Annotated in this window: 15 protein-coding genes; 4 read left to right on the plus strand and 11 right to left on the minus strand. The window is 72.2% G+C overall.

Annotated elements, in window-relative coordinates; translation table 11 throughout:
* Nucleotides 1-20: 20 nt before the first annotated feature.
* From J3486_RS15430 to J3486_RS15440, 3 genes are read right to left on the minus strand one after another with little or no spacing between them, the layout of a single operon-like run.
* Entirely contained in the window at nt 21-971 is a 951-nt protein-coding gene (locus J3486_RS15430) for an MBL fold metallo-hydrolase (RefSeq protein WP_207820876.1), read from the minus strand.
* Nucleotides 968-1960: an aromatase/cyclase gene (locus J3486_RS15435; RefSeq protein ID WP_207820877.1), complete on the minus strand. Its 993-nt coding sequence runs from the start codon at nt 1958-1960 to the stop codon at nt 968-970. Before J3486_RS15435 ends, J3486_RS15430 begins: the two co-directional genes overlap by 4 nt.
* Nucleotides 1960-2718, minus strand: a complete 759-nt coding sequence (locus J3486_RS15440; RefSeq protein WP_229378129.1) for an SDR family NAD(P)-dependent oxidoreductase — start codon at nt 2716-2718, stop codon at nt 1960-1962. The genes J3486_RS15435 and J3486_RS15440 overlap by 1 nt, the downstream gene beginning before the upstream one ends.
* A 206-nt stretch (nt 2719-2924) precedes the next feature.
* Here J3486_RS15440 and J3486_RS15445 point away from each other — a divergent pair, with 206 nt between their 5' ends.
* Nucleotides 2925-3377 (plus strand): nuclear transport factor 2 family protein, encoded by a 453-nt coding sequence (locus tag J3486_RS15445; protein ID WP_207820879.1) that lies wholly within the window; start codon nt 2925-2927, stop codon nt 3375-3377.
* 58 nt (nt 3378-3435) lie between these two features.
* On the opposite strand, the gene J3486_RS15450 is transcribed toward J3486_RS15445, so the two are convergent.
* The 4 genes from J3486_RS15450 to J3486_RS15465 are packed head-to-tail and all read right to left on the minus strand — an operon-like array spanning nt 3436 to nt 7151.
* Nucleotides 3436-3696 (minus strand): acyl carrier protein, encoded by a 261-nt coding sequence (locus J3486_RS15450; protein ID WP_207820880.1) that lies wholly within the window; start codon nt 3694-3696, stop codon nt 3436-3438.
* A gap of 10 nt (nt 3697-3706) precedes the next feature.
* On the minus strand, nt 3707-4990 hold the full coding sequence (locus tag J3486_RS15455) for a ketosynthase chain-length factor (protein WP_207820881.1): 1284 nt from the start codon (nt 4988-4990) through the stop codon (nt 3707-3709).
* A complete protein-coding gene (locus tag J3486_RS15460) occupies nt 4987-6261 on the minus strand; it encodes a beta-ketoacyl synthase (RefSeq protein WP_207820882.1) in 1275 nt (424 codons plus the stop codon). The genes J3486_RS15455 and J3486_RS15460 overlap by 4 nt, the downstream gene beginning before the upstream one ends.
* Nucleotides 6258-7151: an AfsR/SARP family transcriptional regulator gene (locus J3486_RS15465; RefSeq protein WP_207820883.1), complete on the minus strand. Its 894-nt coding sequence runs from the start codon at nt 7149-7151 to the stop codon at nt 6258-6260. Before J3486_RS15465 ends, J3486_RS15460 begins: the two co-directional genes overlap by 4 nt.
* Nucleotides 7152-7261: 110 nt before the next feature.
* On the opposite strand from J3486_RS15465, the gene J3486_RS15470 reads away from it, so the two are divergent.
* Entirely contained in the window at nt 7262-8257 is a 996-nt protein-coding gene (locus J3486_RS15470; protein ID WP_207820884.1) for an acyltransferase domain-containing protein, read from the plus strand.
* On the opposite strand, the gene J3486_RS44955 is transcribed toward J3486_RS15470, so the two are convergent.
* The gene (locus J3486_RS44955; protein ID WP_207820885.1) at nt 8221-8481 is read right to left on the minus strand and encodes an acyl carrier protein; all 261 of its coding nucleotides are present in this window, start codon (nt 8479-8481) and stop codon (nt 8221-8223) included. The two genes, J3486_RS15470 and J3486_RS44955, sit on opposite strands and share 37 nt — an antisense overlap.
* Nucleotides 8482-8642: 161 nt before the next feature.
* Between J3486_RS44955 and J3486_RS15480 the strand changes: the two genes are divergently transcribed.
* Both J3486_RS15480 and J3486_RS15485 read left to right on the plus strand, forming a co-directional pair.
* Complete coding sequence (locus J3486_RS15480; protein WP_207820886.1) at nt 8643-9647, plus strand: beta-ketoacyl-ACP synthase 3; 1005 nt, start codon at nt 8643-8645, stop codon at nt 9645-9647.
* A 17-nt stretch (nt 9648-9664) separates the two neighbouring features.
* Nucleotides 9665-10141 (plus strand): flavin reductase family protein, encoded by a 477-nt coding sequence (locus tag J3486_RS15485; protein ID WP_207821242.1) that lies wholly within the window; start codon nt 9665-9667, stop codon nt 10139-10141.
* Nucleotides 10142-10148: 7 nt separating this feature from the next.
* Here the strand turns inward: J3486_RS15485 and J3486_RS15490 are convergent, their stop codons facing one another.
* The 3 genes from J3486_RS15490 to J3486_RS15500 all read right to left on the minus strand — a co-directional run bounded on the left by J3486_RS15490 (nt 10149) and on the right by J3486_RS15500 (nt 13264).
* Nucleotides 10149-10970: an AfsR/SARP family transcriptional regulator gene (locus J3486_RS15490; protein WP_207820887.1), complete on the minus strand. Its 822-nt coding sequence runs from the start codon at nt 10968-10970 to the stop codon at nt 10149-10151.
* Between the two features lie 201 nt (nt 10971-11171).
* On the minus strand, nt 11172-12623 hold the full coding sequence (locus J3486_RS15495) for an MFS transporter (RefSeq protein ID WP_207820888.1): 1452 nt from the start codon (nt 12621-12623) through the stop codon (nt 11172-11174).
* Entirely contained in the window at nt 12620-13264 is a 645-nt protein-coding gene (locus tag J3486_RS15500) for a DsbA family oxidoreductase (RefSeq protein WP_207820889.1), read from the minus strand. Before J3486_RS15500 ends, J3486_RS15495 begins: the two co-directional genes overlap by 4 nt.
* Nucleotides 13265-13271: the final 7 nt, after the last annotated feature.

Consider the following 13271-nt stretch of genomic DNA (forward strand, 5'->3'; position numbering starts at 1 on the left):
CCGAACGCGGCTCGGTCCTCTCAGGCGTAACAGGCAGGCAGCCGGCCACCGTTGTACGTCACCAGTTCACCGAAGACGGACACGACGTCGAGGGGTTCACCGTCGGGTCCTCCGGCGAGTTCCGCGTAGGCCCGGTGCAGATTGCCGACCAGCCGTTCCGCGTCCAACCAGTGCGCATACGGTCCCGGGCCCGCCTCGCGAGCCGTCTGCAGCGGGGTGAGTCCGGCCTTCGCCCCGTCGGCGGCGAGCTGCTGGATGCGGCGCAGATATGCGGCTGTCTCGTCGAGTACCTCCGGCCCGCAGACCGGGCCGTGGCCGCCGACGACGAGGAGCGGGTCGAGGGCACGCAACCGTTCGACGGCGCGCAGGGAACCCCGCACCGAGCCCATGAGCACGAACGGCGTGCACCCGGACATCAGGACGTCGCCGGCGAAGAGGACCCGCTCGTGCGGCAGCCAGACGACGGTGTCGTTGGTGGTGTGGGCGGGGCCGACGTGGAGCAACTCGGCCCGGCGGTCGTCGAGATGGAGGACCAGGCGGTCCTCGTAGGTGAGGTGGGGAAGGGTGACGGAGATCCCACCCCACTCGACGTCGGGCCAGAGTCCGGCGAGTCCGAGACCGGCCGCCGCCATCTCCGTACGGGCCTTCTCGTGGGCGACGATCACGGCGTCGGAGCCGCCGACGAACGCGTTGCCGAACGTGTGGTCGCCGTGGAAGTGGGTGTTGACGAGGACGCGCGGCGGACTGGTGGTGAGGTCGCCGATGGCCTGGCGCAGGGCTCGGGCCCGGGTCTCGGTGGCCGCCGTGTCGATGACGGTGACGCGGTCGGAGCCGACCAGGACGCCGGCGTTGTTGACGCACCAGCCGCCCTCCGGCTGGACGTACGCGAAGACGCGGTCGGCCACCTCGCGCATCGTCTGTGGGGCGGCGGAGCCGAGGCCGTGGCCGTGCGGGGCGAGCGTCTCGGTCATCGGCGGCCGCTCTCGACGTGGGCGCGCGCCGCGGCGAGGGTGCGGCGGCTGTTGCCGCCCAGCGCGTCGCGCACCTTCGTGCGCGCGTCGGCGAGGTTCGTACCCGTGCCGAAGTACGTCGTGATGTCGTCCGGGTCGAGCGCAACGCTGTGGCGGGCGGTGACCCGGGTACGGCCGTCCTCGGTGGCGGTGACGGTCCATTCGCCGCTGTGGCCGAGCAGCGGGCGGGGCACGGTCGTCTGCTTGTAGACGATCCGCGCGGGGGACCCGGCAGAGGAGGGGAAGCAGAGGCGTACCGAGCGGGTGGTGTGCGCCGTGCCGTCGGCCGCCGCCGTGTCCATCTCCAGCGTCTGGACCTCTGCTCCGCCGGTGGCCTCGTCCGCGGCGGTCGTGTCCAGGTCCAGGCGGGCGACGTGCGGAAGCCGGTCGGGCCAGAGGTCGGCCCGGTACAGGAAGGCGTACGCCTCGCTCGGCGGGCCGTCGATCGTGGTCTCGTCGGTGAAGGAGAACATCAACTCGCCTGCTGTCTCGGTGCGTTCGGCCCAGGAGACGACCGCGGCGACCTCGGCGGTGCTGTTGCGGTCGAGGGCTTCGGCGACCCAGCGGGCGGCGGCGGGGGCGTCGTCGGTGAGGGTCCAGTCGTGGGCGAGGACGAGTGTGCTCGTACCCTCGGCCGGCTCGGCCGTGAACGCCCAATGGCCGCCCATCGAGGCGAGCGGCGCGCGGCTGTTCTCCTGCCGGAATCCGATGCGCAGACCGGCGGGGTCGAAGGTGCGCCGGGAAGTCCAGCTGCGCACCTCGTCGCCGACGAGAGCCCACAGGCGGATGCGTTCGCCGTCGGGCGCGCTGTCCAAGACCTGGGCGTGCAGGCAGGGGGTGAAGTAGAGCGGCCAGTCGAGGACGTCGGCGACGACGGCGTACGCGCGGGTCGCGAGTGCCTTGAGGACCGCGGTGTGGGTGGCGGTGTGAGGGGTTACGGGGGCAGCCATCAGTAGTTCCCCAGTCCGCCGCACACGTTCCAGGCCTGCGCGGTGACGGCGGCTGCCGCGTCGGACGCGAGGTAGCCCACGAGGGCGGCTACTTCGTCGGGGCGGGTGTAGCGGCCGAGCGGGATCTTCGCCTCGAAGCGGCTGAGCACCTCCTCCTCCGGTACGTCCCACAGGTCCGCGTAGTGCCGGCGGACCTGACCCGCCATCGGCGTCTCGACGTACCCGGGGCAGACGGCGTTCACGGTGATGCCGGTTTGGGCGAGTTCCAGGCCGAGTGCTTTGGTGAAGCCGATCACTCCGTGCTTGGAGGCCGAGTACGGCGCGCCGAACACGACGCCCTGCTTTCCGCCGGTGGAGGCGATGTTGATGATGCGGCCGCGGTCGCGTTCGCGCATGCCGCCCGTGGTCAGCGCCTCCTTCGTCACCAGGAAGACACTGTTGAGATTCGTGTCGATCACGTCGTACCAGAGCTCGTCGGACAGCTCTGCGGTGACGCCGCCGCCGCTGCGGCCGGCGTTGTTGACGAGGATCTCGACCGGGCCGAACCGGTCGACGGCGGCGCGCACGAACTCCCGTACCGCCGGGGCGGAAGTCACGTCGCAGACCGCGCCGTCCGCCTCGTGTCCGAGTTCGACGAGTTCCTTGACGGTCTTCGTCAGCGCTTCCTCGTCGCGGGCGCAGACGAAGACCGGGTGGCCCGCGCCCGCGAGGACGCCGGCCACGGCGTGGCCGATGCCCCGGGTGGCGCCGGTGACCAGGGCGGTGCCGCGCTGCGGTGCCCCGGCCCTGTGCTCCTCGGCTGTCTGCGTTGTCGTTGCGGTCACGGCCGCGCTCCCCTCAGTGGTCCGATGGCGTCAATCTGTCCGACCGCCCTTGAGGCGGGCTCGAGGGGGCGTCGAGCCCGCTCGGCGACGCTGGTCCGGTTCGGCCGACCGGCCGGGACACCGTGCGACGAGGAGTGTCCGTGACCACCAGCGCACCGGCGGCGACCGCCGCCCTCACCGGCCTCTACGCGGAGGTCCAGCAGTTCTACGCCCGTCAGGCGCATCGTCTCGATGCGGTGCGGGCCGAGGAGTTCGCCGCGACCTTCGCCCCGGACGGGGAGTTCGAGCACTCCCCCGACTCGCCCCCCGCGCGGGGCCGCCAGGCGATCGCCCAGGAGGTGCGCCGCTTCAACGAGCGCCGCTTCGCCGACGATCCCGTGCAACGGCGCCACTGGTTCAACATGCTGGATGTGCGCCCGCAGGACGACGGCAGCATCCATACGGAGTTCTACGCCCTGGTGGTGATCACCCGGCCGGGCCAGGCCGTCCCGGTGATCGCACCGAGCTGCGTGGTGCGGGACGTGCTCATCCGTGAGGACGGTCAACTGCGCACGCTGAAGCGGAAGGTGACGCAGGATCACCTGTCGTTCTGACGGCACGTACGACGACGGGGCCGACCGCAGTCGCGGTCGGCCCCGTCGTGCTGTCGCGTCAGGCGGCGGCGCGGGCGAGGACCTCGTTGACGCCGTCGAGGAACTGGCGCGGGGTGCGCAGGTCGGACACTTCGGCGTCGTCGATCTCCACGCCGTAGCGCTGGCTGACGTGGGCCGTCGTCTCCAGCATGGCGAGCGAGTCGTAGCCGAGGTCGGTGAAGGGGGTGTCGAGGGCGGATGCGTCGAGGCCGCTGTCGTCGTCCTCGCCGGCGCAGATCGCGAGGATCTGCCGGAGATCGTTCAGGGTGATGGCGCTCATGTGGGGGTCCTCACTGCGTCGGGGCGGGGGTCTGCCGGGTACGGGTTTCGGGGGCGCGGACGACCACGGCGGCGTTGAACCCGCCCTGTCCGCGGGCCAGTACGAGGGCGGTGCGCACCGTGAGGGCGCGCGGTTCACCGCGTACGAGATCGATGCGGTGGTCGGGTGCCGGGTCGCCGACGTTGATCGTCGGGGGCACCACCGCGTCGCGTACGGACAGCAGGGCGGCGGCGACATCGAGCGCGGGGCCTCCCGCGGCCAGCCGTCCTGTCATCGTGCGGGGCGCGGTCACCGGTACTCCGTAAGGTCCGAAGAGGGCGGTGAGGGCGGCGGTCTCCGCCTGGTCGAGGGCCGGGTCGCCGGCCGCGTCGGCGAACACCACGTCCACGTCGGAGGGTTCGGCGCCCGCGTCGGCGAGGGCGGTGCGGGCGGCCCGCTCCAGGCCGAGCGGGCGGCCGGAACCGGGGGCGGGGTCGAACGTGGCGGCGTACCCGGCGATCTCCCCGTAGATCTGCCGGGCTCCGCGCCGGTGCGCGGCCTCGGCGTCCTCCAGGATGAGGATCGCGCCGCCCTCCCCGGGCACATGGCCGCTCGCCCGGGGGTCGAAGGGCACGTACGCGCGTGCCGGGTCGGGTTCGCGGGACAGTCGGCCGCTCGCCGTGTGGGCGGCCAGGCCCCACGGGTCGAGTGCGGACTCGACGCCGCCGGTGACCGTGAAGGTGCTGCCCTTGCGCAGGGTGCGCCGGGCGTGGCCGATCGCGTCGAGGCCGCCGGCCTGTTCGGAGACGAGCACGCCGCCGGCTCCGCGCATGCCGTGCCGGATGGAGATCTGGCCGGTGTTCACGGCGTAGAACCAGGCGAACGACTCGTAGACGCTGACGTGTTGGGGTCCTTGCGTCCACAGTTTGCGGATCTCCCGGTGGGTGAACTCGAAGCCGCCGGTGGCGTTCGAGGTGATCACGCTCTTGTCGTACTCGGGGATCGTGTCGGGCTGCGCCGCCGCGTCCCGCAGGGCCCAGTCGGTGGCGGCGAGGGCGAGCCGGGTGACCCGGTCGGTCTGCGGCAGCAGCCGCCCCGGCACGTGCGCGGCGGCGTCGAAGCCGTCGATGCGGCCGACGAGCCGGGTCGGGTAGCGGGAGGCGTCGTAGCCGTCCACGGGCCGGATACCGCTGATGCCCTTGAGGGTGGCGGCCCACCAGTCCTCGACGCCGAGCCCGTTGGGGGCGACGGCGCCGATGCCGGTCACGACGGCCGTGCGGGTCCGGGTGGGGGTCGGGACCGCCGCGCCGGTCATGCCGCGCTCTCCTGACGGGGTGCGCGGGCGAGGACCATCGCGCTCTGGAAGCCGCCGAACCCGCTGCCGACGCTGAGCACGGTGTCGACGGCCGCCTCGCGTGCCTCGTTGGGTACGTAGTCCAGGTCGCACTCGGGATCGGGTTCGTGCAGGTTGGCGGTGGGCGGTACGGCGCCGTACTCCATCGCCAGGGCGCAGGCCGCGATCTCGATGGAGCCGATCGCTCCGAGCGAGTGTCCGATCATGGACTTGATGGAGCTGATGGGCACGTGGCGGGCGTGCTCGCCGAGAGCGGTCTTGAAGGCGGCCGTCTCGTGCCGGTCGTTCTGCTTGGTGCCCGAACCGTGCGCGTTGACGTAGCCGACGGACGTGGGGTCGGTGCGGCCCTCGTCCAGGGCGGAGCGGATGGCTTCGGCCATCTCGCGGCCGTCCGGTTTGAGTCCGGTCATGTGGTAGGCGTTGCAGCGTGTGGCGTAGCCGGAGATCAGCCCGTACACGTGTGCGCCGCGGGCGCGTGCGTGGCCCAGTTCCTCCAGGACGAACATGGCCGCTCCCTCCGCGAGGACGAAGCCGTTGCGGGTGCGGTCGAAGGGCCTCGAGGCATGCTCGGGCTCGTCGTTGCGCGGTGAGGTCGCCTTGATGGCGTCGAAGCAGGCCACGGCGATGGGCGAGATGGGGGTGTCGGCGGCGCCGGCCAGCATGACGTCGGCGCTGCCTTCCGCGATCAGGTCGCGGGCGTAGCCGACGGAGTCCAGGCCCGAGGTGCAGCCGGTGGAGACGACGGCGGCGGGGCCCTCGGCGCCGGCGACCCGGGCCACTTCGGCCGCGAGGGAGCTGGGCACGAACGCGTCGAACAGGTGCGGGGAGATGTATCGGGGGTCGAGTTCCCAGCTGCGGCCGCTGTCGCTGAGCGCGAGGTACTCGGCTTCGAGGGTGGTGGTACCGCCGACGGCGCTGCCGACGCTGACCCCGGTCCGCTCCGGCCGCAGCTCGGCGAACTCCAGGCCGCTGTCGGCCAGGCACTCGCGGGCGCTGACGACGGCGAACTGCGCGGCCCTGTCCATCCGGCGGATCTCCCGGGGGGTCAGTCCGTGACGGTCGGGCACGAAGTCGACCTCGGCGGCGATCTGGGAGCGGAACGGGGCGGGGTCGAAGAAGGAGAGGGTGCGGGTGGCGGTGCGGCCCGAGACCAGCAGGTCCCAGAAGGCCTTCTTGCCGACTCCGCCCGGTGCCACCACGCCGATCCCGGTGATGGCGACTTGTCGGTTCACTGCGGATGTCCCCCTTGGGCGAGCGGTACGACGCACTGGGTGGCGCCGGCTTTCGTCGGGAAGTCTGCGGGGCCGGGCTCGAAGTCGGCTCGAGGAACGGTGGCGTTCGCCGGCGGCCGTACGGGGATCGCGTCACCCGCGCGGACCGCCCGGTACAGGCGGCGGATCACCGGACCCGGTGCCACGCCGAGTTCGGTGGCCATGGCGGTGCGCAGCCGGGCGAAGGCGGCGAGGGCGTCGTAGCGGCGGCCGCAGTGGTGCAGGGCGGTCATCAGGAGCACGCACAGTTCCTCGTCGCAGGGGCGGGCGACGGCGAGGGCGGCGAGTTCACCGACCGCGTCACGGTGCCGCCCGAGAGCCATCTCCCCTGCCAGGCAGCGGAGTTGGACGATGTGGCGGCGCGCGTCGAACTGCTCCGCCGCGGCGCGCAGCAGCCTGCCCTGTTCGACATCGCCGAAGAGCGGCCCTTCGCACAGGGCCAGCGCGGCGCGGCCGGTGCGGACCGCCAGGGCGTGGTCTGCGGCCTGCTCGGCGCTGTGGGCCAGACGTTCGAGGCGGGTGAAGCCGTCAAGGTCGCAGGAACCCTCGCCGGTCTCGAAGCGGTAGCCGCCGTACTCGGTGACCAGCACGCGCCGGGCGATCTGCCGCGGCGGCCGGCCGCAGGCGCGGGCGAGGGCCTTGCGCAGCTGGAGCACGTACGTCTGGAGGGTCGCGGCGGCGCTGCGCGGCGGGTGGCCGTCCCACAGTTCCGCCAGCAGGGCGGCGGGGCTGACCGGGTGGCCGGCGCCGAGCACCAGGAGGGCGAGGACCTGGCGGGGTTTGCGGGCCGCGGGCACACCGTCGCCGTGGGCGCCGAGGACGTGGAAGCGTCCGAGCACGTGGACGTCCATCAGCGGACGGCCCGTGCTCGGAGCGGTTCCAGGCAGATTCGACCCGTGGTCGAGGCGGGCTCGCGAGGGTCGCGGGGTTCTTGTCGAGCGCGAGGGCCCGGGAGGCCGCCATGGACGAACGAAGGACCGTACTGCTGCTGCCCGGTCAGGGCGCACAGCGCGAGCGGATGGCGGCCGGACTGTACGGGCGGGAGCCGGTGTTCACCGGCGCGATGGACGACTTCTTCCGCGCTCTCGGCGCTCACGGGGAGGCGTTGCGCGCCGCGTGGCTGCACCCGGCCCCGGGCTCGCCGATCGGCGCGGCGCGCCAGGCCCAGCCGCTGCTGTTCGCGGTGGGGCACGCGCTGGGGCGCACCGTCGACGGCTGGGGCCGCGGTGTGGACGTCCTGCTGGGGCACAGTGCGGGGGAACTTGCGGCGGCCTGCCTGGCCGGGGTGTTCACGCCCGGGGAGGCTGCCGCCCTGTGGTCCGCGCGGGCGCGGGTTCCCGCACCGGCCGGCGGGATGCTCGCGGTCGCCGCCGCGGCCGACGCTCTCGCTGCCCACGTGCGCGACGGTGTGGTGGTGGGCGCGGTCAACGGGCCGCGGCAGACGGTCCTTTCGGGGCCCTCGGGGCCGCTGGCCGCGGCCGAGCGGCGGCTGCGGGCGCTCGGGGTGACCGTCCGGCCGCTGCGCTCGGACCACGGGTTCCACAGCCCGTCGATGGAGCCGGTCGCGGACGCGTTCACCGCCGCGTTCGGCGGACTGGGGCTGCGGGCGCCGGTGCGTGAGCTGATCTCGTGCCGCACGGCCCGCCCGGTCATGCCGGACGAGGCATGCGACCCCGCCTTCTGGGGCGGTCAGTTGAGCCGTCCGGTGTGGTTCTGGCCCGCGCTGCGGGCGCTGCTCGATGCGCACGTGGAGGGGCCCGGGCTCGTCCTGCTCGACGCGAGCTGCGACCACAGCCTCTCGGCGGCCGCCCGGCGTCATCCGGCGGTGCGCTCGGGCGCGGTGGTGGTGGCCGCACTGCTGCCGTCGCGGGGTGCGGGGACACACGCCGACGCGGTCGCCCTGGAGGCGGCCCGCGCGGTTCACGCCCGTGCCTCGGTGAGCCGTGCGGCCACGTAGGCGATAAGCGCCGCGGGGGTCTTCAACTCGTCGAGCTGCTCGTCGGAGATGGTGACCGGGAAGTCGTCCTGGATGCGGGTGACGAGTTCGAAGACGGTCAGCGAGTCGTATCCGAGGTCGGTGAACGTGGTGTCCAGGGACGTCTCGTCGAGGGCGGCGGCGGCCTCGCTGTCGAGGGTGTCGTCCACGAGGGTGCGGAACTCGTCGAGGGTGAAGGCGCTCACGTGGGGTCCTTTGAAGGTCGGGGCCCGAGCGCGGGGCCCGGGGGTGACCTGACCACCGTCGCCGGGGCGGCTTGAGCCCGGATCGAGCCGGGATCGAGACGCGGCGCCCAGGCTGGTGCGTGCTCGGTCCCCAAGCCCGCTGCTCTCATCGGGAGTTGACGATGTCTCAGCAGATCAGGACCGCCACCGGCGGCCACAGCAGAATCCTCGGCATCGGCGGCTACCGGCCACGCAGGGTGGTGTCGAACGACGAAATGTGCGCGCGGGTCGACTCGTCCCCGGAGTGGATCGAGAGCCGCAGCGGCATCCGCGAGCGGCGGTTCGCGCAGCCGGACGAGACGCTGGCGGTGATGGCGGTGGCCGCGGCGGGCAAAGCGCTGGCGCACGCCGGAGCCCTGCCGGACCAGGTCGATCTCGTTCTGGTGGCGAGCATGTCGAACCTGGTGCAGACCCCGCCCCTGTCGGTCCGGGTGGCCGAGGCGCTCGGTGCGCACCACGCCGCGGGGGTGGACGTCTCGGCCGCCTGCGCGGGGTTCTGCCATGCGCTGGCCCTCGCCTCGGACGCGGTGTCGGCCGGCAGCGCCAGGCACGTACTGGTGATCGGTACGGAGCGGATGACGGACATCGTCGACCCCCTGGACCGGAGCGTGTCGGTGCTGTTCGCCGACGGTGCGGGCGCGGCGGTCGTCGGCCCGTCCTCGACGCCCGGGATCGGACCGGTGGTGCGCGGTGCGGCGGGCCGCTACGAGCGGGCGCTGAGCATGAGCGCGAGCTGGGGCGAGTTCGCCGCCGACCCGGCACCGGGGCGGCGTCCGTGGATGCGCATGGACGGACGCCGGGTGTTCCGCTGGGCCATGGAGGAGGTGGCGCCGCAGGCCCGCCACGCGCTGACGGCGGCGGGCGTGGAACCGGCCGCGCTCGACGTCTTCGTTCCGCACCAGGCGAACCTGCGGATGATCGAGCTGATGGCCGAGCGGCTGGGTCTGGGGGCCGGGACCGCGGTCGCCCGGGACGTGGTGCGCTCGGGCAACACCTCGGCGGCTTCCGTGCCGTTGGCGCTGGAGACGCTGTTGACGGACGGCTCCGCGGGCAGCGGTGACACGGCTCTGCTGCTCGGCTTCGGCGCGGGGCTCAACTTCGCCGGACAGGTGGTGGAGCTGCCGTGAGCGAGCGTACGGAGACGATGCGGGCGCCGGCCGCCGAGGCGTTCCGGTCCGCGATGGCCCGCTTCCCGGCCGGTGTCGTGGTCGTCACGACCCGGGGCGCGCGCGGGGAGCCGCGCGGATTCACGGCGAGTTCGTTCTGTTCGGTGTCGCTGGATCCGCCGTTGGTGCTGGTCTGCCTGGCGAACACGGCGGACTCCTATGCGGCGTTCGCGGACTGCGGTCATTTCGCGGTGAGCATGCTGGGGCCCGAACACCGGCCGCTGGCGCAGCGGTTCGCGACGAAGGGCGCCGACAAGTTCGCGCCCGACGGCCTGTCGCACACGCCGAGCGGGCTGCCGGTGGTGGCGGGCGCGTTGGTGGAGCTGGACTGCGCGGTGGACGCGCGGCACCCGGCCGGGGATCACACGATCCTGGTCGGCCGGGTGTCGGGGGTGCGGCTGGGGGACGGTTCTCCCCTGGTCTATTACGAGCGGAATTTCCGGTCTCTGGCCTGAGAGCAGGTCAGGCGAGGGCGCCGACCGCTGCGGGCCTCGGTGCGACGCTGTCGTCGTCGAGGTCCGTGTCCCCGCTGAGCACGGCGAGTTGCAGCCGCTGCAGGCGCGCACCGGGCTCCAGGCCGAGGCCGTCCACCATGCGTTCCCGCAGTCGCTGAAAGGCGGCCAGGGCGTCCTGCCGGCGCCCGCAGCGGTAGAGCGCGATCATCAACTGGGCGTGCAGATCCTCGTGGTACGGGTACTGCGAGACCAGCGCCGACAGTTCGCTGACCGCCTCACGGTGCCGACCGAGCCGCAGGTCGCCCTCGACGCAGCGCTCGATCATGCCGAGGCGGCACTCCTCCATGCGGACCGCCTCTGAGCGCAGTAGCGGGCCGTGCTCGATGTCGGCGAGCAGGGGGCCGCGCCAGAGTTTCAGCGCCGTACGGAAGTGGCCGACCGCGCCGCTGATATCGCCCTTGAGTTCCGCGGCACGTCCGGCGGAGGCAAGGCTGCGGAATTCCCACAGATCCACCCTGCTGTTCTCCTCGACGTTGAATACATAACCGCACGGCCAGGTCATGAGCAGGTTCTGTGAGACATGCGTGACGGTGCACCCGCCCATCGACGCCAGGGACTTACGCAGTTGCAACACGTACGTCTGCAGCGTGGTGAGGGCGCTGCGCGGAGGTTCGTCACCCCACAATTCCGTGAGCAGCGAATTGACCGTCACCAGCTTGCTTTCGTTGAGCAGCAGGAGTGCCAGGACTTTACGTGGTTTACGCGCCGAGGGGATATCGCTCCGGCCATTCCAGCTGACCGACAGCGGGCCCATGAGTCGCATTTCCATAGCTTTCCTCCGTAAACGGCGTTCGCAAGCGTTCAAGCCACGGGAAACCTCTCGCTTTCAACCAGTCGCAGAGTAGGCGGCACTTCATTGAGGGAATGTTAAATGTGACCCAAGTCACGAGAAGTGGGGGTGACTGTTTCTGGACCACTAAATGCGGCCCGCCAGTGTTTCGGCGGGCCGCATCGAGGGAAGGTGGATTTTTCAGTTTCGGGGTTTTCCGGGTGCCGCGAAGGCGGCAACGACGCCGACCGCCGCGATCCCCGCGCCGACGGCGAAGGCCAGCGCGTATCCCGAGGCATATGCGTGACGCACGGCGTCGGCCGTCGGTTTCACGCCGTCGAGGAGTCCGCCGACCCGGGTCGTGGCCACGGCGGCCAGAATCGCGAGGCCGAGCGCGCCGCCCAACTGCCGGGTGGCGTTGAGGAGTCCGGAGGCCAGGCCCGCCTGGTGCGGCGGGACACCGGCGACACCCGCGATGGCGGACGCCGACATCGAGATGCCCTGCCCGGCGCCGAGCACGATCGTGGGGCCGAGGAGCGCGGCGGCGAAGGTGGCGTGCTCGTCGATCCCGGCGAGCCAGAGCAGCCCGCCTGCGGTCAGTGCCATTCCGGCCACGAGCGTGGTCCGCGCACCGACCCTGCGGACGAGCGGGGCGGAGAACTGCGCCGCGACCATGATCGAGACGGCCAGCGGCAGGTACGCGAAACCGGTGCGCAGCGGGCTGTAGTCGCGCACTTGGTGCAGGAAGAGCGTGAGGAAGTAGAACATGCTGAACAGCGCGGCGCCGCTGGTGGCCGCCACCACGTTGGCTGCGGTGACGGAGCGGGAGCGGAAGATGCCGAGCGGCATCAGGGGCTCCGCCGCGAACCGTGCCTCGATCACCACGAAGGCGCCGAGGAGCAGCAGTCCGACGACGAGCGGGACCAGTGTGCGGGCGGAGTCCCAGCCGTGCGGCCCGCTCTGCACGATGCCGAAGACGAGGACGACGAGTCCCGCGGTGACCGCGAGGGCGCCGGGCACGTCGAGCCGCTTGCCCGAGCCCTCGTGCCGCAGCTCGGTGATGACCCAGGCGACCCCGGCGAACAGCACGACCCCGATGGGGATGTTGACGAACAGGATCCAGCGCCAGGACAGCCAGTCGGTGAGGACGCCGCCGGCCAGCGCCCCGAAGGCGCCGCCCGCGCCGGACACCGCGCCCCACGCCCCGAACGCCTTGTGGCGCTGGTGGGGGTCGGTGAACGTGGTGCCCAGGACGGCGAGGGTGGTGGGAGCGATGACGGCGGCGGCCAGGCCCTGGACGGCACGGGCGGTGACCAGCGTGCCGGCGTTCTGGCTGATGCCGCCGACCAGGCTGGCGAGGGTGAACAGCACGATCCCGGTCAGGAACACGCGCCGACGCCCGAAGAGGTCGGCGATCCGACCGCCCAGCAGCAGGAATCCGGCGAAGGTGATGGTGTAGGCGTTGACGACCCACTGGAGGCTGCTGGCGCTGAAGCCCAGGCTGCTCTGGATGGCCGGCAGGGCGACGTTGACGACGGCGACGCTGAGCGTGACCAGGAACTGGGCGAGGCAGCAGACGGCGAGGACGAGCCCGAGCCGGGGTGACGCCGCGGGGCGGGCGGTCTCGGTGGTTTCCGTGACGTGAGCGGTCATCGGGGAACAGTGCTCCTTCGCAGGAGGTCGGTGAGGGTCTCGACGGGCTGGGCGCCCGACGTCACGTAGGTCTCGGCGAAGACGAAGGACGGCACGGCCGACACCCCGAGGCGTGCCGCGCGGTCCTCGTCCTCGCGCACGGCGTCCGCGTAGTCGTCGCCGTCCAGCGTCTTGCCCACCTCCGCGGCGTCGAGGCCCGATTCCGTGCCGAGCCGGACGAGGGTGTCGCGGTCGGCGAGCGAGGCGCCTTCGGCGGTGTAGGCGCGCATCAGCCGTTCCTGGAACGGCTCGGCCAGGTCCCGGTCGGCGGCGAGGTGCACGACGCGGTGCGCGTCGAAGGTGTTCACGGGGCGCGCCTTGTCCAGGTGGTACTCCAACCCCTCGGCGGCGGCGGTCGCGGTGACGCCCGCGAGGAGTTGCGCCGCGTGCTCGGGGGGAATGCCCTGGCGGCGCAGCATGCGCTCGGCGATGGTCTCGTCGATGTCCTTCGGAGTGGTCGGATCGAGTTCGAAACTCCGCCACCGCACACGCACCGAGTCACGGTGCTCGAAGTCCGCGAGGGCGGCTTCGAACTTCCGCTTCCCGATGAAGCACCAGGGGCAGATGACGTCGGACCAGATCTCCACTGTGATCTCGTTCACACGGCTA

The sequence above is a fragment of the Streptomyces sp. VRA16 Mangrove soil genome, from assembly GCF_017377775.1.
GTDB lineage: Bacteria > Actinomycetota > Actinomycetes > Streptomycetales > Streptomycetaceae > Streptomyces.

Coding starts and splice junctions, on each gene's coding strand:
- J3486_RS15430 (WP_207820876.1), bottom strand. CDS start 971: ATGACCGAGACGCTCGCCCCGCACGGCCACGGCCTCGGCTCCGCCGCC.
- J3486_RS15435 (WP_207820877.1), bottom strand. CDS start 1,960: ATGGCTGCCCCCGTAACCCCTCACACCGCCACCCACACCGCGGTCCTC.
- J3486_RS15450 (WP_207820880.1), bottom strand. CDS start 3,696: ATGAGCGCCATCACCCTGAACGATCTCCGGCAGATCCTCGCGATCTGC.
- J3486_RS15455 (WP_207820881.1), bottom strand. CDS start 4,990: ATGACCGGCGCGGCGGTCCCGACCCCCACCCGGACCCGCACGGCCGTC.
- J3486_RS15465 (WP_207820883.1), bottom strand. CDS start 7,151: ATGGACGTCCACGTGCTCGGACGCTTCCACGTCCTCGGCGCCCACGGC.
- J3486_RS15470 (WP_207820884.1), top strand. CDS start 7,262: ATGGACGAACGAAGGACCGTACTGCTGCTGCCCGGTCAGGGCGCACAG.
- J3486_RS15480 (WP_207820886.1), top strand. CDS start 8,643: ATGTCTCAGCAGATCAGGACCGCCACCGGCGGCCACAGCAGAATCCTC.
- J3486_RS15485 (WP_207821242.1), top strand. CDS start 9,665: ATGCGGGCGCCGGCCGCCGAGGCGTTCCGGTCCGCGATGGCCCGCTTC.
- J3486_RS15490 (WP_207820887.1), bottom strand. CDS start 10,970: ATGGAAATGCGACTCATGGGCCCGCTGTCGGTCAGCTGGAATGGCCGG.
- J3486_RS15495 (WP_207820888.1), bottom strand. CDS start 12,623: ATGACCGCTCACGTCACGGAAACCACCGAGACCGCCCGCCCCGCGGCG.